This window comes from Acinetobacter sp., assembly GCF_045628685.1.
In the GTDB taxonomy this organism is placed as follows: Bacteria; Pseudomonadota; Gammaproteobacteria; order Pseudomonadales; family Moraxellaceae; genus Acinetobacter.
The window spans coordinates 35,799-60,771 of record NZ_JAZQPV010000013.1; the positions used below are offsets into that span (position 1 = coordinate 35,799).

Consider the following 24,973-nt stretch of genomic DNA (forward strand, 5'->3'; position numbering starts at 1 on the left):
GGTGCAAACAAATCTGTTTTCTAGACAACCGCCATCTTTTCGCTCATTTATCATTGCGGTCATCACATGCTGGGTCGTGTTATTTTTTAACTGGCGCATGCCGCATGTGATTCAGCCCGCACGTGATGTCTTGTATGCGGCATATAATCCTATTTATGCCTTGGCAAGTTATCCAGTGTTATCGCGAGAATGGCTAAATCAACAAACCAAGTCTGAAGCCCAGTTGCGTCGTGAAAATACTGCGATGCAAGCCGAGCTTTTACAGGCGCAAGTTCGTCTGCAAAAATTATCTGAACTTTCTGCTGAAAATACCCGCCTAAGAGGTTTGCTCGATACACCATTGATTATCGATGGGCGTATGGAGATTGCAGAGGTGATTGGTACAGATGCAGATCCACTCAGACACATTATTGTAATTAACCGTGGTGCAAACAGTCAGCTTAAAGTCGGTCAAACGGTTTTGGATGATAAAGGCATTATGGGACAAATTATCAATGTCTATCCGCATAGTAGCCGGATCATGTTGTTATCCGATAAAGAGCATTCGCTGTCGGTACGTTTAGAACATACCGGAATGCGTGCCATTGTCACGGGTACAGGTGATTTAGGTCATTTGAAAATGGAATATGTTCCAACCAGTGCCAACATCAAAGTCGGTGAAAAAGTGTATAGCTCAGGTTTGGGTGCACATTTTCCTGCGGGTTATTTAGTGGGAACAGTGTCTAAAGTGAATCGACATAATTCGGGTGAATTTGCCAAAATTGAGGTGATTCCAGCCGCTCTATTAGCAGGTGGACATCATGTGGTGGTTCTTTTTTCTGATTCTTTAGCGATGGAGCAACCGTATGCTGATCGCTAAATTACGTTCTGAAAATAACCGTGATCCTCTCATTGCCATTATTGTTTCAGTCATTATCTGTTCAGTACTGCTTGTTTATCCATTGTCCTATGCTGTTTCAGGTGCACGTCCATTATTCATGTTGCTGGTCATGCTCTTTTGGATCATGTGCCAGCCAACATGGTGTGGAATCTGGTTTGCCTTTGCGACCGGTATTTTCACCGATCTTTTGGTGGATGCCCCTTTGGGAATGAATGCTTTAAACTTTGTGATCATCACCTTCGTCGCTAGATTTTTAACCCGGGAACGACGCATTTTGACCTTTGCAAATTTATGGGTGATTAGCTTCTTTGCGGTGTTGGCACATTTGTTTATGACTGGGGCGGCTCAAATTATGGGGGGTATGCAATTTTCGATTGCAAGACACTGGCAGCCTTTATTGAGTAGTATTTTAGTTTTTCCTGTTATTTATTTCTTCTTAAGAAAATGGCGCGTTTAATTCTCGCTTCGAGTTCTCCGCGCCGTCGGGAACTGCTTCAGCAACTCGGAATAAAATTTGAAATATATAGTCCCGAGATTGATGAATCCGTTTTAGCAGGCGAGAGCGCTGCCGTCTATGTGGAACGTCTCGCATGCAGTAAGGCTCAAGTGGTCTTGGAGCAATTCCCCGATGCTGTGGTTATCGCAGCGGATACCAGTTTAAGTGTCGATCATCAAATTTTAGGCAAACCTGAATCTAAACAACATGCTTTTGAAATGTGGCAACGTATTTCGGGTCGTAAACATGATGTGTTTTCAGGTGTTTGCGTACGTACAATGACAGAAAAATCAAGTATAGTGGTAAGAACGCAGGTGGAGTTTCAACAATTAAGTCTCAATGATATGGAAAGTTATTGGGCAACAGGCGAACCTGTAGGTAAAGCGGGAGCTTATGCCATTCAGGGGATTGCAGCACGTTATATTCCTCGTATCGAAGGAAGTTATAGTAACGTTGTAGGCTTGCCTTTATATGAAACGGTACAGTTATTACAGTCGGTTAAGGCACTAAATTAACGGCTGAAAAAAGAATTTTTATAATGTTTTGAGTCTTATTATGTCTGACGAGTTGTTGATTAACGTCACACCTATGGAATGCCGGGTGGCCTTAATCCAAAATGGTACGGTCAATGAAATATTTGTAGAGCGCACGGCTAAGCGTGGTCTGGTTGGAAATATTTATAAAGGCAAAGTTGTCCGCGTTCTGCCGGGTATGCAGGCTGCATTTGTAGATATTGGTTTATCTCGCACCGCATTTTTGCATATTAATGATATGGTTTGGCCGCGTAACCAACCGACCCCGAATGTTTTTGAATTGCTCCAACCGGGTCAGATTCTCACTGTTCAAGTGATGAAAGATATGCTCGGAACCAAAGGTGCACGTTTAAGTACCGACCTTTCTATTCCTTCGCGTTATCTTGTCCTCATGCCCTATGGTCATCATATTGGTGTTTCACAGCGGATTGAGTCTGAGCAGGAACGTGATCGCTTACGTTCAATGATTGAAGGCATTCAAACTGAACATAATCTGCCGGGTAGTGTAATTGTACGTACTGCGGCTGAAGGCATTGCAGAATCAGAAATTGCCCAGGATATGGCTTATCTGGCCAAGCTATGGGAGTTTATACAGCGCAAGCAGACCAGTATTTCTGCACCTTCACTGATTTTTGAAGAGCTGCCACTTCCGCAACGGGTCATCCGGGATTTAGCCAATGAAGATACTGCGAAGATTTTAGTCGATTCGCGTGAAGTTCATGCCAAGTTGCAAGAGTTTGTTGAAGAATTTGTACCGAGTATGCAAACCAGACTGATGCATTACCCCGGCGAACGACCTATTTTTGACTTGTACAATGTCGAAGAAGATATCCAAAAAGCATTACAAACGCGTGTGGCACTCAAGTCTGGCGGCTATTTAATGCTGGACCAGACTGAAGCGATGACCACGATTGATGTCAATACAGGTTCATATGTCGGTGGTCGGACACTGGAAGACACTGTGTTCAAAACCAATATGGAAGCGACGCAAGTGATTGCTCGTCAGCTACGTTTGCGTAATTTGGGCGGCATTATTATTATCGACTTCATTGATATGCAGGAAGTACAGCATCGTGACGAAGTGATGAGTCAGTTCGAGCGCATGCTTGAACGTGATCATGCCAAAACCAAAATCACGCAAGTATCAGAACTTGGCTTGGTCGAAATGACACGGAAACGTACTCGTGAATCTTTAGAACACTTGTTATGTGAATCATGTTCCACCTGTCAGGGAAGGGGTTATGTGAAAACTGCAGAGACGGTGTGTTACGAAATTTTTCGAGAAATTTTAAGATATGCGCGTGCTTTTGAATCAAAAAGTGAATTTACTGTTATTGCACACCCTTTAGTGATTGACCGATTATTAACAGCTGAAGCACCGGCAGTGGCCGATTTAGAACACTTTATCGGGCGTATGATCAAGTTTCAGGTGGAAAATCTATATACGCAAGAGCAATACGATATCATTCTGAGTTGAAATTGTAACAGAATATCGTTAAACACTTGTTACATCTGAAATTTTACTTTCTTGGTGTAATTTTCAATACTAGTCATACACAGTAGCCAAAGCCAAATTCTCCCTTTTTTGGCTTAGCAAAAAAGAGGTATGACATGAGTACGAGCCAAGTTGTTATTAAAAAAAGTTTCAACGCATTAGATAATAAACCAACACGTGATGGTTATATTGTCGATGAACAGGGTAAAGAAGTTCAGATTACTGCTGCGATGATTCGTTCAGTATGCCATCAATTATTAAATCAATGTCGTAGTATTAAAAATTAAGGGGCGAATAAACGCTCCTTAATTGCTTTACATTTATTCTTTAGAAACTGCGTTTAACCCACCGCCTGTAACTTTGGGATTTCTTGACCCACAATCTCTTCAAATTGCTGAATTTCGTCTTCCAGATGAGTAAGCAGGTTTTGCATTTTAGGTAATGCATTGCGACAGCCTGTTAAGCCCACTTCCAGTTTGTCTAAATAACTGGTCATCGTGATATTGAGAGCTTGCCCATCTAGAATAATAGAAGCCGGGTAGAGTGCATCTAATTTGGCACCATTCCAATACAACGGTTCACGCGGTCCTGGAACATTTGAAATCACAATATTGAATGCTTGATATTTAGGCAGCATACCTGAAACGATATTTAACCCCGCTGCACTATAAACAAGAGCGCTATAATTTAAAATTTGATTTGAATTCATGCGTTTAAAACGCTGTTTTGCATTTAACACACTACGACGAATAATTTGCAGACGTTCTAATGGTGATTCTTTATGGGTGCCCAGATTGGCTAGAATCATCGTGATACGATTTGAAACTTCGGAATCATCATCACGAATTGATGCAGGCACCATGGCAATGAGAGGTTTTTTCGGCAAAGCCTTTTGGCGGATCAGATACTCGCGTAACGCACCCGAACAAATCGCAAGCACCACATCATTAATGGTTACACCCAGTGCTTTGGCAATCTTGCTTAAACGACCCAGATCAAAGGATTGTGCTGCAAAACGACGAGAAGAACTTACGCGTTGATTTAAAATACTACTTGGTGCCTGGAAACTTGAAACATAGTCAGGATTACGCCCCATATCTTTAAATATGGTTTGAGATAATTCATACATGACTTTAGGGGCGGCTTCAAATTGTGATTTTACAGCCCCCATAATTTTTTTGATATGACTAATCTTTGGTGGTGCTTTTAGGCGTTTAGCGCGAGGACCTTCAACACACCACAGCGGTACAATGCTTTTAGCATTTGGGTCTTGAGACAGTGATTTTTCAACTAAACGCATGCCTGCAATGCCATCCACCATCGCATGGTGAATTTTAAAATACATCGCAAAACGGTTGCCTTCGATGCCTTCAATAATATTGCAAGTCCAAAGTGGTTTAGCACGGTCAAGCAGAGCGCTGTGTTCTTGAGAAATATAAGTCAGTAATTCACGAATTCGACCTGGGTGAGGAAGTGCAATGTGACGGAAATGATGATCTAAATCAAATTCTTGATCTTCATCCCAAAATAGGCCATTCAGTTTATTATTAAAAGGGGCAACAGGAAGACACTTGGATTTACGAATATCGGCAACGAGGTCTTGAATAAATGTATCGGGTGCATTGTCAGGAATCTGAAAAAGAAAAAGTCCACCGACATGCATGGGTTGCTGACGTTTTTCTAGCGACAAAAAAATAAAATCAATCGGGTGTAATGGACGCATAGCGTGGAATGCCTCACTGCAATTTCATTGGCTGTTCTTATTTGAACAGGCTTGTTAGAATTATAAAAACCGTTTTTTCAGTATATCTTTTTTCAAAAATAAAAGAACCGCTTTCTATGTAAGGAAAAGTGAACAAAAAGCCACTAAAAACAGTGGCTTTTTTTGAAAAAATTATTTTTTTAAATTTCCAGCATGTAAACCACATTCTTTATGGGTAGCTTCTTCCCACCACCAACGACCTTCACGTTCATGTTGATTTGGGAGGACTGCGCGTGTACACGGTTCACAACCAATAGAAATAAAACCACGTTCATGTAACGGATTATAAGGAATTTCCATCATGCGGATATAATTCCATACCTCGGCGCTAGACCAGTTGGCTAGCGGATTATATTTGATCAGTTGTTTGCCTGGTCCGGAAAAACCTGCATCGGCCTGAACCACAGGAATCTCATCACGTGTGCCTGGGCTCTGGTCTTTACGCTGACCGGTAATCCAGCCATCCAGAGTTGCCAGCTTTTTATGTAACGGTTTAACTTTGCGAAGACCACAACACTCTTGGTGACCATCACGATAGAAACTAAATAAACCTTTTTCAGTTGTAAGCTGCTGAATTGCTTCAGTCTCTGGGAAACAAATTTCGATATCAATTTTATAGTGGTTACGCACGGTTTCTATAAATTGATAGGTTTCAGCATGTAAACGCCCAGTATCTAAACTAAAGACACGAAATGGTTTTCCCAGATGAGCGGCCATATCAATCAAAACGACATCTTCAGCACCTGAAAATGAAATTGCAATTTCACCTTCCTGACTTAAAGCAAGTTCCAGAATTTCGCTGGGTGATTTATTGATATATTCAAATGCAAGTGCATCAACAAGGTCAATGGTGGGGATTGTAGTCATGACAGTTCCTGGCGTATAAGCTTGGACACTTAAACACCTATATTAATTTAATTCACAACGATTTTAATAGAATTGAAATAGTGTGCTTATCACTAAAAAATAAATACTTATGAAGAAAATAGATTTAAAAAACACCACCTGAAATATCAATTTTTAAGCTATGATGATGCAAATTTTTTTCACTAACATTGGGAGAACCCATGGAAATCGTATGTCTTGATCTTGAGGGTGTATTGGTTCCAGAAATTTGGATTAACTTCGCCAAAAAAACTGGAATTAAAGCCTTGGAAGCCACTACACGTGATATCCCAGACTACGATGTGTTAATGACACAGCGCCTGAACATTTTAAAAGAGCACGGTTTAGGCTTAAATGATATTCAGGACGTGATTGCAGATATGGGACCATTCCCGGGTGCAAAAGAATTTGTGAAATGGGTCAGTACTCATTTCCAGCTGATTATTCTTTCAGATACTTTCTATGAATTTGCTCATCCACTTATGAAGCAATTAGATTGGCCAACGATTTTCTGTCATAAGCTGGAAACGGATGAGGCAGGCATGATCTCAGCTTATAAACTTCGTCAGCCGGATCAAAAACGTCAGGCGGTGAAAGCATTACATGGTTTGAACTTCCGTGTAATTGCAGCGGGTGATTCTTATAACGATACTACAATGCTAGGTGAAGCAGACCACGGCTTCTTGTTTGATGCACCAGAAAATGTGATTGCTGAATTCCCGCAATTCCCACCTATTCACGGTTATGAAGCATTAAAAGAAGCGATTCGTAATGCATCAGTACGTGATATTCCAGCTTAATATTTAAAATCTATGCAATAAGAGAAGGGCGCTTATAGCGCCCTTTTTGTTTAATCCTAATTTTTAAAACAATTAGAAGCGGTAACCAATTTTCATGCCGTAACCAATCGCATGATTATCTTCGAAGTCAGCTTTTGCTTTACCACCGGTTTGTGCAGTTGCATCACCTAACCAGAAGTATTTTACACCGGCCTGAATGAAGTAGTCTTCAGCAGGGCTGTATTGGCCACCTAGGCCAACACTCCAGTAGCCTTCTGTTGGACCAAGTGTTGTTACAGGGTTACCTGCACCAGAGTCATAACCGACGGCAGCAGTACCAGCCCATTTGCTATTGAATTTATGAGATAAGCCTACAGTAGCTGAATATTGGTCATCAGAATAGTCGATTAAGTTCTGATTAATTAATGGATGTGATAGTAGTTTTGGACTAACTACGAAGTTATCCCAATGTACCCAACGCAGGTTGGCAAATGCTAACGTATTTTGTGTAATACCTGATTGAAGATCAATATTGACAGATTGAGGAGTGATTGCTTCAACATCACTATTGATGTTTCTAAGATCAATAGTTACAGGAAGTAATGTGCCTGCTGGGGCATATAAATTTGATGTTTCTTTACTTTTAGCATCATGTTTAATTTCAGAACGATAAGTAACGGCTGCTTTGAGTGCAATTTCAGGAATTTGATATGCGAAACCAGCTAGCCAACCATACGCATCTTTTTGATCAACTTTAATGTTATAACCGCTTAATGTAGCTATATCTTTACTATATGCTTTGCCACGTAAAGAAATATCAGCTTCTACGGTTTGCCATACTGGACCAGCATAGAAATTCCAGTTTTCAGTGGGCTGATAGCCGATGAGTGCTGTTAAATTATTAGTTTTAACTTCAACAGAAGTACCTTTAATTCCATCTCCAAACGAACCTGCAGTTGATGCATATTGAGAATTAGCACCAAATGGTTGATCGTAAATTAAACCAAGTGAAATTTTATCAGTTGCTTGAACTTTAATAGCTGCAGAAGGGAAATAATAATCTTCAGCCATGTCACTGATTTTTTCACCTTCTAAACCTGGTACAGTAGAAGAACCTTTAACAGTCGGATCAAGAACAGAAATACCTGCTTCAGCATAGTTCCCCGGTTGTAAAAAAGCTGAAATTGACTGTCCAGAACGGTCTAAACCACCAGCAAAAGTTGCTGTAGCTGGAATTAAACTGAGTAAAATAGCTGAATGAATTACAGTAAGCTTCATAGATTCTTTTCCCTGAGTCGCTTCATCTTTCTAAAAGTTACGGGAAAGTAACATAAATAAAAAAAGAGTAAACGTTGAGGAATGAGCGCAAAATGAACTGACTAATTCAAAAAATGAACTTAAATAGAGTAAAAGTACTAACAATACTTTTGTATATTAATGATTTATAAGTAAAAAATTAGAGTAATAAACTTAAAAAAATAGGGTGATATAGCTAGTTCTTTTTGATCAAATTTAAAACATATAGATTGAGTGGTTCAGAAAATACGTAATGGAATGTAAAAAGACCATTGCGAACAATGGTCTTTTTTATCTTTCAGTCAAATAATATTAGAATCTGTAACCAATTTTAAGGCCGTATGCCCATGCATCATTATCTTCAAAAGATGCTACATATGCATCACCACCTGCTTGAGCACCTGTTTGTGCTTTTGCATCACCAAGCATGAAGTATTTAACACCACCAGCGATGAAGTAGTTTGGAGCGGGGCTAAATTGCATACCCAGACCCACATTCCAGTAGCCTTCTGTTGGACCAAGGGTGGATACAGGATTACCTGCACCAGAATCCCAACCTACTGATAGATTACCAGCCCATTGTTCGCTTAGTTTACGACCAACACCGACAGTTGCTGAAATTTGGTCATCAGCATATTCAACTAAATTAAAACCATTAGGACGATTAACCGCAGGCAAAGGACCAACTGCTTCTGAAACTAGACCAAATTTATAAGGACGAATTGAGAAACTAGACCAGTCTACCCAACGTACATTTGCAAATGCAACTGTATCTGCCATGATGCCAGTTTGAAAATCGAGATTAACCGACTGTGGAGTCGTAATATTTGTTTGACCTTTTGAACTTAATAATTCGACGGGATCAACACCAATCAGTGCTAAACCGCTAGCAGCAGATAAGGTTTCTACTGCATCCACACTGTGCTCGATTTCTGAGCGGTACGTGAGCGACGCCTTTAATGCAATATCGGGAATTTGGAATGCTACACCTGCTAGCCAACCTATATCACCTGTTTCTTTAATGGAGGCATCATAACCATTGTAAAGACTATATGCTTGACCACGAAGACTAAGATTGCCTTTTACAGTTTGGTAAACTGGACCACCATAAATATTCCAGTTTTCATTTGGCTGGAAACCCAATAATAAAGTTAAATTTTGAGTGTCTACATCAACTTTAGTTTGACCTTTACCTAATGATGCATTTACTGCATTTATACCTGCAGTAACTTGTTGTGTTACTGCATTTGTAACATTCGTGGTAATTGCTTGTGTAACACCAGCTTCGATTCGAGCCATAGCTTCTCCATTACCACGTACTGCAGCTTCTGCAATTTGTTGGTTAGGAGCTTGGCCATCAGCAACGAGTTGTTGTGCTTGAAGTGACACTTGACCATCAATTCCTGGTTGTAAGTTTGCGGCTAATGCAGTTGGCAAATTCGCAGCAACTGCTTCTCCAATACGCTGCTGACCTAAAGCATTTAAAATTGCTTGGGGAAGAACAGTTTCTCCACCATTTGAAACAAAAATATTATTGCCAGAATATTCTGCTGCTGCACCGAAAGGTTGGTCGTATAAAATACCAACTGAGAACTTGTCTGTTGGCTGAAATTTTAAAGCAGCACTTGGGAAATAGTAATCTTCCGCCATATCAGGAACAGAGCGTCCTAGAGCTTGGTAATCACCAGCTTCTTTACCTGATACATTCGGATCTAAAATAGAAATACCAGCTTCAAAGTAATTACCCGGTTGTAAAAACGCTGCAATAGATTGTCCTGAACGATCCATTGCGGCTGCGAATACGCCAGTCATTGGTACTGTTGCAAGAAGAATCGCTGTACTAAGAGTTTTTAATTTCATTCTTTGTCTTTCCTTGAGGTACAATTTTTTACTGCGGTTTTATGTTATTTATGCTCAGTATTCATTTTTGGTAACATCGGTTTTTTAACCGAATATCATTTGTTACTCCATGTGACAAAAATAACACAATAAAAAAAAGAGTAAATGCTCTAGAAAAACTAATTGGAATAAAAATGCAATTTATTAGAGTTTTTAATCTAAAATTAATTAATATTAGATGTTTAAGATATTGAAAAATAAAAAATAAATATTAATTAATTAGGAGTTTATTTATATTATCATTTGACTAAAAAATAACCATTTATCGTGAAGAGTGTAGTAATGATTTGTTAATTAATTCTCAGGTTTCACCTCTTTGTTAGCTCTAGTTCAAGCTGTATACCTGAAATTCTGTTACAGGAAAATTACATTTAATTATTCCTAAAGTGCAATAAAAGTATATTCAAGAAATATTTAAGAAATTCCAGAGGGAACAGAAACTTCAAATCATATTGATTAAAATCAAAGCAATATTGAATAATCCTAAATCCTGTTGGTTGGAGATACAGTTCGTAGGAGCATCGTAAATCTACTTCTGAGTTTTCATTTACAATTTGTTGCTAACGTAGAGGAGTGAGTAAAGAAGGGATATGTGCATGTCAGACTGAACCGTGTATTGTGTAGAAATATACGATAGATAGAAGATAGGCGAATGTACTTGCTAGAAGGCTTTTCCCAGATAACGATGGAAGAGTAGTGTGTTGCTTAAACCTTGAAATGAGGAGACTGAATGGCCTGATCGGGAAGCTATGCTATGAGCCGCGAACAGGTTAAAAAGAAGAATATAAAAGTTAAAAAAATAAATACTTGGAATATAAATTTGGATAATTTTTGATATCAGATCATGATGCCGATTAAAAACTAAATAGAATGCAAAGCTATGTGATCGGGCAGGCTTAATGATACGGCTTTTTTCTAATGACTTAAGCAGTCATTTATCTCAGGCAGTTGAGCATATTTTGTAGTGAAGGCTCAGCTGACAGGAGGGACAATTGTTGAAACTGAATATTTTTCGCAGATTTTACTTAGGCAGCAGTCTGGTGGCACTCCCCATTTTAGTTCCACTGACCGGCTGTCAGAATACAGTACCGTTGACCAAACCAGAGCCTGCCTTGCCAGCCCACTATCCATTTCAGCAGAGCGGGGCATACCATGCTTTACCATGGTCTGATTATGTCAGTGACCCCACTTTAGTCAGAATTGCTCGTCTTGCCCTGACCTACAATCATGACCTGAAAATTGCAGCATTACGGATTCGTGAAGCACAGGCTGCTTATGGTATTCAGCGTTCAGAATTGTGGCCCGGCATATCTGGAAGCAGTAGCTATGAACGCAGTAGGGTACCGGCAGATTTATCTCCCGTTGGCCGTGCTGTAACCACTGAACAGTATACGGTCGGTGTGGGAACCAGCCAGTGGGAACTGGATCTCTGGGGACGTATACGCAGTCTGAATGAAGCAGCATTGCAGCAGTTTTTTGCTTCTGAATATAATCAGCTGGCGGTACGGAACAGTATTATCCAGCAATCAATCCAGACCTATCTGACCTTGTCAGAACTGGAAAAACGTATTTATTTTGCTGAACGCTCTGTGGAAAGTTATGAAAGGTCTGTGCATATCTTTAAACGGCGTTATGAAGTGGGTGCAGGTTCGAAAGTTGAATATATGCAGGCACAAACCCTGCTCAGTAATGGTCGGGCATTGTTGACCCAACTGCAAAATGTGCAGGATACGACCGCCAACTATTTGATACAGTTGATAGGCCAGCCTGTGGAAGTCCCAAGATTAGGACTGGATCAGCTGAATTTTAAACCGGTAGTATTGCAGACCGGACTTCCGTCGGAGTTACTGCTGAACCGGCCAGATATTCGGGCTGCTGAAGCCTTACTGTATTCCCAGCATGCCAATATCCAGGCTGCCCGTGCTGCCTTTTTTCCACGTATTGCGCTCACGGGTAGTTTCGGAACGGCCAGTACAGAACTGGATGGCCTGTTCAAATCCGGTAGTTCGGTATGGTCGATTGCTCCCAGCATCAGTCTACCGATCTTTACTGCAGGAAGGTTAAAGAACAATGTCATCTTGGCGGAAGTACGACAGGATATTACTGTGGCTGACTATGAAAAAACTGTACAGAATGCCTTTCGGGAAGTGGCTGATGCTTTGGTTGATCAGCGGTATTTAAGCCAGCAACTGCAAATACAGAATCAGGGACTGGCTGCTTTTCGGGAAACCGCACGACTGGCACAGTTGCGTTATGATAACGGTGCTGTGGGCTATCTGGATGTACTGGATGCACAGCGGAGTTTGCTGTCTGCAGAACAGCAGTCGATTGAAACCCAAAGTGCCTTAATGCAGTCCTATATTTCCCTGTATTTTGCACTGGGCGGTGATAGCAGACTGGCACAGCCTGGCTAAACCTGCTTTTTGAAAACACTCATTATAAATTAAGCAAAATAAAAGAAGTAATCTGCAGATTTTATTAAAAATAAAAAAGGGGTTGGTAGCGACCCATTGAATATGTTGAGTAATCAGACCCATGAATATAAAAAAATTATCCATTGTGGGAGCAGTTGTTGTAGCAATCCTGGTGGGTTACCTGATCTGGAAAAACATGAACCAGCCTGATACCGAGGGGCTGGTCAGCGGGAATGGACGAATTGAGGCGACTGAAGTCAATATCTCCAGTAAGTTCGCTGGCCAGCTGGAAGAAATTCTGGTGCGGGAAGGAGATTTTGTCGAGCCTGGTCAGATTTTGGCCCGAATTAAAGTGTCTACACTTGAAGCTCAGCTGCGCGAGATCCAAGCCCAGCAGCGTCAGGCCGAGGATGGTATTGCTACTGCAGAAGCTCAACTGGCGATGCGTAACAGTGAAAAATCAGCAGCCGAAGCGATGGTGCTGCAGCGTGAAACAGAACTCATTGCCGCAAAAAACCGTCTGGCACGTACAGAAATTCTGGCCAAGGAAGGTGCATCTTCCAGGCAGCAACTGGATGATGAGAGGGCAGATGCCAAGCGTGTGGCGGCAGTACTGAGTGCAGCCAAGGCACAAGTGGACAGCGCTGAAGGAGCTATCGTTGCGGCACGCAGCCAAGTGTCGAGCGCAAGATCCCAGGTAGATGCCATCAAAGCAACTATCGAGCGGATCAATTTTGATATTGAGGATGCCCAGCTTAAGGCGCCTTTAAAAGCGCGGGTGCAGTTTCTGGTCGCACAACCAGGCGAAATGATTGCTGCCGGGGGGCGGGTCATGAACCTGATTGATCTCTCAGATGTCTATATGACGTTTTTCCTGCCGGAAACTGTGGCTGGCCGTATCGCAATCGGCACCGAAGTCCGTATTGTGCTGGATGTGGCCAAAAATGTGGTCATTCCTGCCCGGGTATCTTTTGTTGCAGATACGGCCCAGTTCACTCCAAAAACCGTTGAGACTGAAAGTGAACGCCAGAAATTAATGTTCCGTATCAAGGCAAAAATTGATCCTGACTTGCTGAAAAAACATATCCAGCAGGTCAAAACCGGTCTTCCGGGCGTGGCCTATATCAAACTTGATCCTAATATGCCTTGGCCCGAGTTCTTAAGAAATCAGGTTAAATCATGACACCGCAATCCGTTGCAGGAGCGGCAGTTGCCGACATCCACCAGGTCAGCCTGAAATATGGAAAGACACAGGCTTTACAGGATATCTCCCTGTCACTTCCTGCGGGCTGCATGATTGGACTGATCGGGCCGGATGGTGTGGGGAAATCCAGTTTGCTGGCCTTGCTGGCCGGTGCCAAGGTCGTTCAGGAGGGCCGTCTGATTGTACTTGGCGGGGATATTGCTGACCCGAAGCATCGCAGGAAAGTCTGTCCGTATATTGCTTACATGCCCCAAGGTCTGGGCACAAATCTGTCCAAAACCCTGTCAGTGGAGGAAAATCTGCAGTTTGTCGGTCGCTTGTTTGGGCATAGTGCTGCAGAAATCCGTAAACGGATTGATGATCTGACCAAAAGTACAGGACTTTATGAATTTCTCGATCGTCCGGCAGGAAAATTATCCGGAGGTATGAAACAGAAACTCGGCTTGTGCTGCTCCCTGATTCATGATCCGGATTTTCTGATTCTGGATGAACCCACCACGGGAGTCGATCCCTTGGCACGGGCACAGTTCTGGGAACTGATTAAACGCATCCGTCAGGTTCGTCCCCAGATGAGTGTGATTGTCGCCACTGCCTACATGGATGAAGCGCAAGGCTTTGACTGGCTGGCGATGATGGATGAAGGCAAAATTCTGAAAACAGGAACTCCGCAAGAACTCTTGACACAGACGGAGAGTGACAACCTGGAAGATGCTTACATCAAGCTGTTACCGGAAGAAAAGAAACAGGGTTATACACCTGTGGTGATTCCTCCTTTACCAGATTACGATTCGGACGGCTATGCTCTGGAAGCGAAGGATCTGACTGTCAGGTTTGGTGATTTTACCGCAGTAGATCATGTCAATTTCCAGATCCGGCAGGGTGAAATCTTCGGTTTTCTGGGATCGAATGGCTGTGGCAAAACCACCACTATGAAAGTACTGACAGGATTGCTCGAAGCTTCAGAAGGGCAGGCCTGGTTATTTGGACAGTCAGTGGAAGGCAGTAATATTGAGACCCGCCGCCGTGTTGGTTATATGTCACAGTCGTTCTCTCTTTATAGTGAACTGACCATTACCCAGAACCTGGTACTTCACGCTAAATTATTTCATGTACCGGCTGAACAGATTGAGACTCGTGTACAGCAGATGCTGCAGCGTTTTGACCTGAGCGAAGTTAAAAACAAGCTGCCTGATGACTTGCCACTGGGGATCCGTCAGCGCCTGTCACTAGCAGTGGCACTGGTGCACAATCCGGAAATTCTGATTCTGGATGAACCGACTTCGGGGGTAGACCCGATTGCCCGGGACAATTTCTGGCGCTTTTTGATCTCCTTATCCCGCAAGGACGGGGTCACCATCTTTATTTCAACACACTTTATGAATGAAGCACAGCGCTGTGACCGGATTTCCCTGATGCATGCTGGCCGGGTTCTGGACAGTGCTGCACCCGCACAGCTGATCAAAAATAGGCAGGCTGCCACCTTGGAAGAAGCATTTATTGGCTATCTGGTGGATGCCGGAGCAGCCAGCCAGACGCCGCCTGAACAAGAGATAGAAGGCAGTATTCCCAATGACCAGACGGGGAAAGAAGAAACCAGGATATCCAGCCGATTTAGCTTGCAACGTATGCTCAGCTATGCGTGGCGTGAATCGCTGGAGCTGGCACGTGATCCGATACGTGCCACCATGGCGCTGGTCGGATCGATTATCCTGCTGTTTGTGATGGGTTTTGGGATCACCATGGACGTAGATGACCTGACCTTTGCTGTACTGGATCGTGACCAGAGTGGTCTTAGCCAGAATTACAGCATGAGCATTGCAGGTTCACGTTATTTTGTTGAAAAGCCGCCGCTGCAAAACTATGAGGATCTGGATCAACGCATGCGAAGTGGCGATATTTCTTTGGCCATCGAGATTCCACCTGATTTTGCCCGGGATGTTTACCGCGGAGAAGACGTTAAAATTGGTGCCTGGATTGATGGTGCCATGCCACAACGTGCTGAAACAGTGAAAGGCTATGTACAGGGAATTCATACTCACTGGTTGATGCAGCAGGCATTAGAGCGAAGTGGATATAAAACCTCGAGTACCGTAAATATAGAAACCCGATTCCGCTACAATCCCGACATCAAGAGCCTGCCTGCAATCGCACCGGCTGTATTCCCCCTATTAATTTTACTAATCCCTGCCATGCTGACAGCACTATCTGTAGTGCGGGAAAAAGAACTCGGTTCGATTGTTAATCTGTATGTTACTCCGGTGACCCGCAGTGAATTTCTGATTGGCAAGCAAATTCCTTATGTGGTTTTGGCCATGCTGAATTATTTTCTGATGTGCCTGATCATTGTGGTGATCTTTGATGTGCCGATCAAGGGCAGCTTCCTGACGCTGACCTTGGCATCCTTCCTGTTTATTATTTTTTCAACCGGTATGGGACTGCTGGCATCTTCATTGACCAAAAGCCAGATTGCCTCGATGTTTCTGGTGATGATCGGTACGCTTATTCCTGCGGTGCAGTTCGCCGGCATTGTCAATCCGGTTTCCTCTCTGGAGGGTTTTGGTCGCTGGTTTGGTGAAATCTATCCGACTACGCATATGGTGAATATCAGCCGGGGGGTGTTTAACAAGGCGTTGAGCTTTGATGCACTGCATCAGGATTTTTGGGTGATTCTGCTGTCGGTGCCTGTGATTATGGGTGCAGCAATTCTTGCCCTGAAAAAACAGGAGCCCTAGGATGGTCAGCCAGAAAATAAAGAATATCTATCTGCTCGGTTGCAAGGAACTGTGGAGTCTATGGCGTGATCCGGTCATGCTGATCCTGATTGTCTATACCTTTACCGTCGCCGTCTATACGGCTGCAACCGCTATGACCGACAGTCTAAATATGGCACCGATCGCGATTGTAGATGAAGACCATTCAACCTTGTCGGAACGGATAAGCTCGGCCTTTTATCCTCCCTATTTTCTGCCCCAGACCACTGAACTGAATTATATGGATGCCGGAATGGATGCCGGAGAATTTACCTTTGCCCTGAATATTCCGGTAAATTTTCAGGAAGATATACTGGAGGGAAGAGAGGCAACCATCCAGGTGAATGTCGATGCCACCCGGATGTCTCAGGCAATGGTCGGGGCGGGTTATATTCAGCAGATTATCCTGTCCGAAGTCAATGAATACGTTCTGCGTCACCGTGAAATAAGCACCATGCCAGTAGAGCTGGAGATGCGGGCGCGTTTTAACCCTGCGCTTGACCAGAAATGGTTCGGCAGTGTGATGCAAATCATCAATAACGTGGCAATGCTGTCCATTATTCTGACTGGAGCAGCATTAATCCGTGAACGTGAACACGGTACGATAGAACATCTGATGGTCATGCCGGTCACAGTGTTTGAAATTATGATGTCCAAAGTCTGGTCCATGAGTCTGGTAGTTTTGCTGGCAGCATTTTTAGGTTTGAAACTGGTGGTACAGATCGCCTTAAAGGTACCGATAGAAGGGAATCTGTGGCTGTTCTTCTTTGGGGCATTATTGACGTTGTTTGCCACTACTTCGATGGGCATTTATTTGGCGACCATGTCCAAGTCGATGCCCCAGTTTGGCCTTCTGATGATGCTGACTTTGATTCCGATGCAGATGCTATCTGGCGGGATGACACCACGTGAAAGTATGCCTGAAGTGCTGCAAAATGTGATGCTGATTGCACCAACCACACATTTTGTCCAGCTTGCTCAGGCCATTTTGTATAGAAATGCAGGACTGGACGTTGTCTGGCCGGCATTTCTCTGGCTCATTGGCATTGCCGTGGTGTTTTTCTATGTGGCATGGAAGCGATTTAAGGACACCATTCATACCATGACTTAGCCACACATCGAGTTTACCCTATGCTGAAAATGATCTGCGAGGACAGGGCAAGCTGATGTTTACAGGGACGGCTGCTTCCCTTAGCCATCCATTCCCACCCTGAATGAACGACTTCAAGCTAGGTAGGGCTTGAGAGAGTCGTGTAGGGGGGAACTGTCATTTTATAGAAAATAACGGATGAATCTAAAAAAACAGCAATAAATATAGAATGGTGCGCCCTGCGGGAGTCGAACCCACGTCGGTCGCTTAGGAGGCAACTGCTCTATCCAGTTAAGCTAAGGGCGCAAAATGAACCTTAATCTACTCTAAAAAACTCAGAAAAAAAAGTTATTGTCGAAACAATAACTTTTTTAAATACTGATCTTTATGGTTTTGGCTTAAGATTTATTCATCTTGAGAGCTTTAAATAAACCAAACATCACCACAATCCATATTGGAATCATGAGTACAGATTCTTTAAAGCCTTGCGTCCACATAATATAAAGTACTGTCACAATGAAAATGAGTACTAAATAGTTGCTCAGTGGAGACCAAAGTGCAGGAAATTTAGTTTGGATTGATGCTTGCTTAATGGCTTGTTTAAATTTCAAGTGTGTCAAGGTAATCATGGCCCAGTTTAGAACTAATGCCCCTACAACCACATACATCAAATGGCTTAAGGCATCTTCTGGAACAAAGTAGTTTAAAAGTACGCAACCAAAAATTAACAGTGCTGAAAATAAAACAGCAGGAATAGGAACACCTTGTTTATTGACACTTTGGAATATTTTTGGCGCATTTCCTTGCTTTGCTAGACCATAAAGCATACGGCTATTGGCATACATACCGCTGTTATAAACCGACAGCGCTGCAGTCAGGATAATGAAATTCAGTAAGTTAGCTGCCCAGCCAATCCCAAGTTGACTGAAAATCATCACAAATGGACTTTTATCAAGCCCTCCTAAATCAAGCTGATTCCATGGCACCAATGATAAAAGAATCGTCAATGAACCGATATAGAACAGCAGAATACGGAAAACAACCTGGTTAATGGCTTTAGGAATGGTTTTTTCAGGATCTTTGGCTTCTGCGGCAGCCATACCAATCAGCTCAATACCCCCAAAGGCGAACATCAGGAAGGCAAGCATATAGAATAAACCTTCAAATCCATTCGGGAAGAATCCGCCATGAGTCCAAAGATTGCTAAATGAAGAGGTTGAGCCAGCATCTGCGGTGAGTAATAAATACAAACCGAACACGATCATGGATACAATCGCAGTGACCTTGATGATGGAAAGCCAGAATTCGGATTCACCATAAAATTTCACATTGCCGAGATTGACCAAAGTAATCACAACGAAAAAGAACAGCACCGATGCCCATGCAGGAATAAAAGGCCACCAGTAATTAATATATTTAGCGACAGCAGTTAGCTCTGTCATGGCCACTAAAATATATAAAATCCAGTAATTCCAACCCGCTAGAAAGCCGGGAAATTTCCCCCAATATTTAAAGGCAAAATGACTAAATGATCCTGCTACAGGCTCATGTACAATCATTTCCCCCAGTTGACGCATGATTAAAAATGCAATCAAACCACCAATGGCATAACCCAAAATGATGGAAGGACCTGCAGATTGAATCACCTGTGCGGAACCTAAGAATAAGCCTGTACCAATTGCTCCGCCCATGGCGATGAGTTGGATATGACGGTTCTTTAAGCCACGCTGAAGTGTAGAAGACTCGCTATTCAAAGTAATCAGCCCGACAATGGATAAGTAAAATGATTGTAATGGATTGATTTGTATTAGCCTAGTACAACCCTAGTAGGCTCATGACCATGTGAATAACTGAAAAATATGATTTGATGAGAATTTATATATGAATCAATAGATTAATTTTATTAATACAATGACTTGTGAGTTATAAAGGGCTTTTATCAATTTTATTGAGCGTTTCTTTTTTATACTTAAGTCCTGTGGCGAGTGTTTTTGCTGAAAAAAGCATTATGATAAAAGTGATCAATATTTTCCAAATGTTGTTTAAAACAATGATAAGTATTAAGGATTAATGAAATGAGTTTCGCTCCACAAATCAAGATTCCAGCAACTTATATGCGCGGTGGTACCAGTAAGGGGGTTTTCTTTAAACTCGATGACTTGCCAGAGGCCGCACAACAGCCTGGAACAATTCGCGATCAATTGTTATTACGTGTGATTGGCAGTCCCGATCCATATGGCAAGCAAATTGATGGTATGGGTGGAGCAAGCTCAAGTACCAGTAAAACCGTGATCTTGACCAAAAGTTCACAACCCGATCATGATGTGGATTATTTATTTGGGCAGGTGGCGATTGATCAGCCTTTTGTCGACTGGAGTGGGAACTGTGGCAACTTGACTGCTGCAGTGGGATCATTTGCGATTTCCAACGGTTTGGTCAGTCCAGAACGTATTCCTGAAAATGGCCTGTGCACGGTACGAATCTGGCAGGTAAATATTCAAAAAACCATTATTGCGCAGGTACCGATTACGAATGGTCAAGTGCAGGAAACCGGGGATTTTGAACTCGATGGCGTGACTTTTCCTGCTGCAGAAGTTCAGATTGAATTTCTAGACCCTGCAGATGATGGGGAAGAGGGCGGTGCTATGTTCCCGACTGGGAATGTGGTCGATACTTTTGAAGTTCCCAATATCGGCACTTTCCAAGCGACTTTTATTAATGCTGGAATTCCGACCATCTTCTTAAATGCCGAAGATATTGGCTATGTAGGAACTGAATTACAAGACGCGATTAATGGAGATGCTCAGGCACTGGCACGTTTTGAAACCATTCGTGCTTACGGTGCAAAACATATGGGCTTGATCCAGGATATTTCCGAAGCTGAAAAACGTCAACATACGCCAAAAATTGCCTTTGTATCAAAACCTAAAGCTTATACATCATCGAGCGGTAAAGTTATTCAAACCACAGATGTGGATTTACTGGTACGTGCCTTGTCGATGGGAAAACTGCATCATGCCATGATGGGAACAGCTGCAGTGGCGATTGGTACAGCTGCTGCAATTCCGGGAACATTGGTGAATTTGGCGGCAGGCGGTGGAGCGCGTGAAGCAGTACGTTTTGGTCATCCTTCAGGGACCTTACGTGTCGGTGCAGAAGCGGTTCAGGAAAATGGACAATGGCAGGTGAAGAAGGCGGTGATGAGCCGTAGTGCACGCGTGCTGATGGAAGGCTGGGTTCGAATTCCGGAAGATAGCCTGAAGTAGTAAACAAGATAGAGAATCTTGCGAGAAAGCAGTATGATGAGTCGCAAGTTCTCTGTCGATGATGACAAGAGCGTTGTATATTAGATCAATCATTGATTTCTGATGTTTAGATCTACGAACCAAAGCAAAGTATTCGAGGCGAATGTGTCATCTTTAACTGACGTACATGCAAATGTATTACCCCCAGCACAGCAACGTATTCAACAAGACTTATTGACGGCATTAGACGCATTTTCCATTCCAGAACCGCTGAAAGGCGCTGTGCATCATGTTGTTATGCTCGGTGGGAAACGTGTACGTCCAGCGCTTTGTTATGCAACAGCAGCCATTAAGCCCAATGCTAATGCTGCTGCGGTACGTCGTGCAGCAGTGGCGATTGAAATGATCCATTGCTATTCACTGGCGCATGATGATTTGCCCTGTATGGACAATGATTTGCTGCGCCGTGGCCAGCCGACTTGTCATGTGGCTTTTGGTGAAGATACTGCACTACTTGCTGGTGATATTTTGCAGTCAATGGCATTTGAAATATTAGGCAGCCGCTTGTTTGATCAAGGCCCTGCTGTTGATCCAGCTATTGTGTTAAAACAGATGCAGATTCTGGCAACTGCCAGTTCAAAAATGGTCTGTGGTCAGGTGCTGGATTTGCAGGCTGAAGGCAAGCATGTTGATCAGGTAGCTTTGGAAAATATTCACCGTAATAAAACCGGCGCACTCATTTCTGCTGCGGTAATGATGGCTGCAGTCACTGTGTTTGAAGGCACTGATCAAGCCATTCCTCGGCTACGTGAATATGCGCAAGCGATTGGACTGGCTTTCCAAGTGCAAGATGACATTCTGGATATTATTTCCGATACAGAAGTGTTGGGGAAAACCGCAGGGAAAGACCAGCAAGTGGATAAATCGACTTATCCAGCATTGATGGGACTGGACAAAGCTCAGGCTTATGCCAAGGAATTACATGATCAGGCCTTTAGCGCTTTAGCAATGTTTGGTGACAATGCAGCTGAACTCAATCAGATTTCACAGTTTTTGTTGTCGCGTAAAAGCTGAATACTGAGTTTGAAAGTGTGATCTAGAAAAATTGAGTTAAAAAAAGAGGACTTAGAAGTCCTCTTTTTATACGCTAAAGATTTAAAGATTATTGTGCATCTTTATATAAACGATCGCCTTCATCGAAACGCGTGGTGACTTCTTCAGTAGGGGCTTTACCCATTAAGCTGACCACGATAATGGCAATCAGTGAGCAGATGAAACCTGGAATAATTTCATACAGCCCGGTTGCACTGAACATATTTTTCCAGAGAATGACCACAACCGCACCAATCAGCATACCAGCAAGTGCGCCATTTAGCGTCATGCGGCGCCAGAACAATGACAGAATAATCAGTGGACCAAAAGCAGCACCAAAGCCTGCCCAAGCGTAAGCGACCAAACCTAAAACTTTAGATTCAGGATTTCCCGCCATCCAGATTGCAAGCAGGGCAATCAGTAAAACCATCAAGCGGCCAATCCACACCAGTTCTTTTTGCGTTGCATTTTTACGTAAGAATGATTTATAAAAGTCTTCGGTTAAGGTACTTGAGCAGACCAGTAACTGGCAGCTTAAGGTACTCATCACTGCGGCTAAAATAGCAGCCAAGATAATTCCGGCAATCCATGGATTAAACAGAATTTTGGTCAGTTCCATGAACACAGTTTCTGGATTCGCTGTTACTGCACCGGCAAGTTCAGGATGTTGCTGGAAATAAGCAATACCAAAGAAACCGGTAGCAACTGCACCGACTAAGCAAAGAATCATCCAGGTCATGCCAATACGGCGCGCATTGGGAATGGATTTGACGGAATCTGCAGCCATAAAACGCACCAGAATATGCGGTTGACCAAAGTAACCCAAGCCCCAGGCCAATAATGAAATAATCGCTACAAAGCTTAAATTGCCAATCACGTCAGTTGCTTGGGGGCGAGCTGCCTCCAGTGCCAAAGTGATTTGATTCATATCGGAAAAACTTAATACCACAACTACAGGAGTCAGCAACAAGGCAAAAATCATGAGGCCAGCTTGAATGGTATCGGTCCAGCTGACGGCCAAGAAGCCACCAATAAACACATAACTGATGGTGGCAATCGCACTGACCCAAAGCGCCGTGCTATAGGACATGTCAAACATACTTTCAAATAAACGTGCGCCTGCAACCATGCCTGAAGCACAGTAAATGGCAAAGAAAATTAAAATAATAAATGCTGAAGCAATACGCAGAATTTTCTTTTGATCGTTAAAACGGTTAGAGAAATAGTCTGGCAAGGTCAAGGCATTGTGCTGAACTTCGGTGTGAACACGAAGACGTCCGGCAACCAGTCGCCAGTTCAGCCATGCGCCAATAATCAGACCAATGGCAATCCACATTTCAGATAAACCGGAAAGATAAATTGCACCAGGCAGTCCCATAAGCAACCAGCCACTCATATCTGAAGCACCTGCGGAGAGCGCTGTTACGAAACTACCTAAACGACGACCCCCCAAAATGTAATCAGAGAAGTTGGCTGTCGCGCGATAAGCCATAAGGCCAATCACAATCATGGCGACAATATAAAAAAGAAAGGTAATTAAGGTCGGATTCAGGGAGCTCATACGGTATCCATTTACAAGGTGGACAGTAGATCGAAATAAGGGCTTATAGAAAAAAGCACAAATAATTTCAAAAAATAACGCGAAATTTAATCATAATTTCACAATGATTGCAGAGTTTTTCGCAATTGAAATAAAAATAGACAGCAACTGCTGTCTATTTTACAGAAAAATGCCAAGATTTAAGGATTACGGCCCATTACGCCACGAATGGTATTCATAATGTCTGCAGGCAACACTACAGTTTTGGCATTATTGGATTTCGCCATCTCTTGCATGGCTTTGACATATTGTTCACCCAATAGGTAGGCAACGGGAATTTCTTTATCACCGACCGCAGAAGTAATCATCTCAATGGCACGTTGTGATGATTCAGCCAAGACTACTTGTGCTTCTGCATCACGACGTGAAGCTTCCAAACGGCCATCTGCTTCTAAAATAGCGGCCTGTTTTTCACCATCTGCTTTGGTCACGGTAGCACGGCGCTGACGTTCAGCCGCGGCTTGCGCTTCCATCGCTGATTGCATGGTGCTTGATGGTTGAATATCTTGAATTTCAACCGTTTTCAATGTAATGCCCCAATCAGAAATATCATCAGAAATGGCCGCTTTCAGTTTTGCCTTAATGTGATCACGTGACGATAAAGCATCATCCAGATCCATTTCACCGACGATAGAACGCAATGAAGTCTGTACCAGGTTTTGAATGGCCCAGGTATAGTTTTCAATGCCGTAGACCGCTTTTTCTGGTGTAGTGATATTGATATATGCCATGGCATTCATCAACAAAACTGCGTTATCACGGGTAATCACTTCTTGAGAAGGAATATCCATCACAATGTCTTTGGTGGTGACTTTATAAGCCACTTCATCCACATAGGGAATCACAAAGTTTAGACCCGGTGTCAGGGTGGTATGATATTTACCCAGCCGTTGTACTATCCATTTATAACCCTGCGGGACAATACGAACACCCTTGAAAATGGTAACGCCTGCAAAAATCAGGAGCGCTAAAACAATAATAGATCCACCAGACATGTTATTTCCTCGCTTTAGGGATTTTCATTATGTGAATGGTGTGGCTTGACTACGAGCTCGTTGCCGAGTATATCGACCACCCGAACTCGGTCACCCACCTGTACCGGTTCTAGGATACGGCAGTTCCATTCGTCAGAGCCCAAAACCGGCATAGGGAAACGCACTGTAATCAGGTCATGGTGCATATGGGTTTGAATGACCATACCCACTTGACCAATAGTCGCTTCACGAGATAAGCCGGCTTTGGTTTTATCGGTTGAAAGCGGCTTAATAAATTTAAACCAGAGTAAGGTGCACAGGACGGACAGGATAATCCAGGTGACGAGTTGTGTAGTGGAACCCATCATCGGGAACAACCAAAGTAAAATACCCACCATGATGGCAGCGATGCCAAACCATAGTGCAGCAAAAGCGGGAAGTACCAATTCAGAAAGAATAAGCAAAACCCCCAATACAAACCAATGCCAAGGTTCGAAAACAAATTCCATACATCTACTCGTGTATTGTTAAAATTGATATAGATAACCAAGCGTCTATATCAATTTAGCAGATGAATAA

General features: G+C 43.0%; 20 protein-coding genes and 1 tRNA gene. 12 read left to right on the forward strand and 9 right to left on the reverse strand.

Features of this window, described 5'->3' with window-relative positions; translation table 11 throughout:
- Position 1: 1 nt before the first annotated feature.
- From mreC to ACKI4H_RS02270, 5 genes are all read left to right on the forward strand, one after another.
- Entirely contained in the window at positions 2-859 is an 858-nt protein-coding gene (gene mreC / locus ACKI4H_RS02250; protein ID WP_407303569.1) for a rod shape-determining protein MreC, read from the forward strand.
- Positions 846-1,337 carry a rod shape-determining protein MreD gene (gene mreD, locus ACKI4H_RS02255; protein ID WP_407303570.1) on the forward strand — a complete coding sequence of 164 codons (492 nt, stop codon included), beginning with the start codon at positions 846-848 and terminating at the stop codon, positions 1,335-1,337. Before mreC ends, mreD begins: the two co-directional genes overlap by 14 nt.
- On the forward strand, positions 1,325-1,891 hold the full coding sequence (locus ACKI4H_RS02260) for a Maf-like protein (protein ID WP_407303572.1): 567 nt from the start codon (positions 1,325-1,327) through the stop codon (positions 1,889-1,891). Before mreD ends, ACKI4H_RS02260 begins: the two co-directional genes overlap by 13 nt.
- Before the next feature lie 40 nt (positions 1,892-1,931).
- Positions 1,932-3,386, forward strand: a complete 1,455-nt coding sequence (gene rng / locus ACKI4H_RS02265; protein ID WP_407303574.1) for a ribonuclease G — start codon at positions 1,932-1,934, stop codon at positions 3,384-3,386.
- 134 nt (positions 3,387-3,520) lie between these two features.
- Complete coding sequence (locus ACKI4H_RS02270; RefSeq protein ID WP_407303576.1) at positions 3,521-3,691, forward strand: PA1571 family protein; 171 nt, start codon at positions 3,521-3,523, stop codon at positions 3,689-3,691.
- Between the two features lie 53 nt (positions 3,692-3,744).
- On the opposite strand, the gene ACKI4H_RS02275 is transcribed toward ACKI4H_RS02270, so the two are convergent.
- Both ACKI4H_RS02275 and ACKI4H_RS02280 read right to left on the reverse strand, forming a co-directional pair.
- Positions 3,745-5,127 (reverse strand): WS/DGAT/MGAT family O-acyltransferase, encoded by a 1,383-nt coding sequence (locus ACKI4H_RS02275; protein ID WP_407303577.1) that lies wholly within the window; start codon positions 5,125-5,127, stop codon positions 3,745-3,747.
- A 171-nt stretch (positions 5,128-5,298) separates the two neighbouring features.
- Positions 5,299-6,033 (reverse strand): phosphoadenylyl-sulfate reductase, encoded by a 735-nt coding sequence (locus ACKI4H_RS02280; protein WP_407303579.1) that lies wholly within the window; start codon positions 6,031-6,033, stop codon positions 5,299-5,301.
- A gap of 200 nt (positions 6,034-6,233) precedes the next feature.
- Here ACKI4H_RS02280 and thrH point away from each other — a divergent pair, with 200 nt between their 5' ends.
- On the forward strand, positions 6,234-6,851 hold the full coding sequence (thrH, locus tag ACKI4H_RS02285) for a bifunctional phosphoserine phosphatase/homoserine phosphotransferase ThrH (RefSeq protein WP_407303581.1): 618 nt from the start codon (positions 6,234-6,236) through the stop codon (positions 6,849-6,851).
- 72 nt (positions 6,852-6,923) lie between these two features.
- On the opposite strand, the gene ACKI4H_RS02290 is transcribed toward thrH, so the two are convergent.
- Both ACKI4H_RS02290 and ACKI4H_RS02295 read right to left on the reverse strand, forming a co-directional pair.
- Complete coding sequence (locus ACKI4H_RS02290; protein WP_407303584.1) at positions 6,924-8,108, reverse strand: OmpP1/FadL family transporter; 1,185 nt, start codon at positions 8,106-8,108, stop codon at positions 6,924-6,926.
- A 330-nt stretch (positions 8,109-8,438) separates the two neighbouring features.
- Positions 8,439-9,986 (reverse strand): outer membrane protein transport protein, encoded by a 1,548-nt coding sequence (locus ACKI4H_RS02295; protein WP_407303587.1) that lies wholly within the window; start codon positions 9,984-9,986, stop codon positions 8,439-8,441.
- Between the two features lie 1,031 nt (positions 9,987-11,017).
- On the opposite strand from ACKI4H_RS02295, the gene ACKI4H_RS02300 reads away from it, so the two are divergent.
- The 4 genes from ACKI4H_RS02300 to ACKI4H_RS02315 all read left to right on the forward strand — a co-directional run bounded on the left by ACKI4H_RS02300 (position 11,018) and on the right by ACKI4H_RS02315 (position 17,504).
- Complete coding sequence (locus ACKI4H_RS02300; RefSeq protein WP_407303589.1) at positions 11,018-12,439, forward strand: efflux transporter outer membrane subunit; 1,422 nt, start codon at positions 11,018-11,020, stop codon at positions 12,437-12,439.
- A 121-nt stretch (positions 12,440-12,560) separates the two neighbouring features.
- Positions 12,561-13,622: an HlyD family secretion protein gene (locus ACKI4H_RS02305; RefSeq protein ID WP_407303590.1), complete on the forward strand. Its 1,062-nt coding sequence runs from the start codon at positions 12,561-12,563 to the stop codon at positions 13,620-13,622.
- Positions 13,616-16,375 (forward strand): ribosome-associated ATPase/putative transporter RbbA, encoded by a 2,760-nt coding sequence (rbbA, locus tag ACKI4H_RS02310; RefSeq protein WP_407303635.1) that lies wholly within the window; start codon positions 13,616-13,618, stop codon positions 16,373-16,375. The genes ACKI4H_RS02305 and rbbA overlap by 7 nt, the downstream gene beginning before the upstream one ends.
- Before the next feature lies 1 nt (position 16,376).
- Positions 16,377-17,504 (forward strand): ABC transporter permease, encoded by a 1,128-nt coding sequence (locus ACKI4H_RS02315; RefSeq protein ID WP_407303592.1) that lies wholly within the window; start codon positions 16,377-16,379, stop codon positions 17,502-17,504.
- 209 nt (positions 17,505-17,713) lie between these two features.
- On the opposite strand, the gene ACKI4H_RS02320 is transcribed toward ACKI4H_RS02315, so the two are convergent.
- Together ACKI4H_RS02320 and ACKI4H_RS02325 are read right to left on the reverse strand one after the other, a co-directional pair.
- Positions 17,714-17,789, reverse strand: a tRNA-Arg gene (locus ACKI4H_RS02320).
- A 92-nt stretch (positions 17,790-17,881) separates the two neighbouring features.
- Positions 17,882-19,237, reverse strand: a complete 1,356-nt coding sequence (locus ACKI4H_RS02325) for an amino acid permease (protein WP_407303594.1) — start codon at positions 19,235-19,237, stop codon at positions 17,882-17,884.
- A gap of 321 nt (positions 19,238-19,558) precedes the next feature.
- On the opposite strand from ACKI4H_RS02325, the gene prpF reads away from it, so the two are divergent.
- Together prpF and ACKI4H_RS02335 are read left to right on the forward strand one after the other, a co-directional pair.
- Positions 19,559-20,749, forward strand: a complete 1,191-nt coding sequence (prpF, locus tag ACKI4H_RS02330; protein WP_407303596.1) for a 2-methylaconitate cis-trans isomerase PrpF — start codon at positions 19,559-19,561, stop codon at positions 20,747-20,749.
- 144 nt (positions 20,750-20,893) lie between these two features.
- Positions 20,894-21,802 (forward strand): polyprenyl synthetase family protein, encoded by a 909-nt coding sequence (locus ACKI4H_RS02335; RefSeq protein ID WP_407303597.1) that lies wholly within the window; start codon positions 20,894-20,896, stop codon positions 21,800-21,802.
- Positions 21,803-21,890: 88 nt separating this feature from the next.
- Here ACKI4H_RS02335 and putP read toward each other — a convergent pair whose 3' ends face one another.
- From putP to ACKI4H_RS02350, 3 genes are all read right to left on the reverse strand, one after another.
- Positions 21,891-23,381 carry a sodium/proline symporter PutP gene (putP, locus tag ACKI4H_RS02340; RefSeq protein WP_407303599.1) on the reverse strand — a complete coding sequence of 497 codons (1,491 nt, stop codon included), beginning with the start codon at positions 23,379-23,381 and terminating at the stop codon, positions 21,891-21,893.
- A 179-nt stretch (positions 23,382-23,560) separates the two neighbouring features.
- Positions 23,561-24,415 (reverse strand): SPFH domain-containing protein, encoded by an 855-nt coding sequence (locus ACKI4H_RS02345; RefSeq protein WP_407303601.1) that lies wholly within the window; start codon positions 24,413-24,415, stop codon positions 23,561-23,563.
- A gap of 14 nt (positions 24,416-24,429) precedes the next feature.
- Complete coding sequence (locus ACKI4H_RS02350) at positions 24,430-24,903, reverse strand: NfeD family protein (protein ID WP_407303602.1); 474 nt, start codon at positions 24,901-24,903, stop codon at positions 24,430-24,432.
- Between the last annotated feature and the right edge of the window lie 70 nt (positions 24,904-24,973).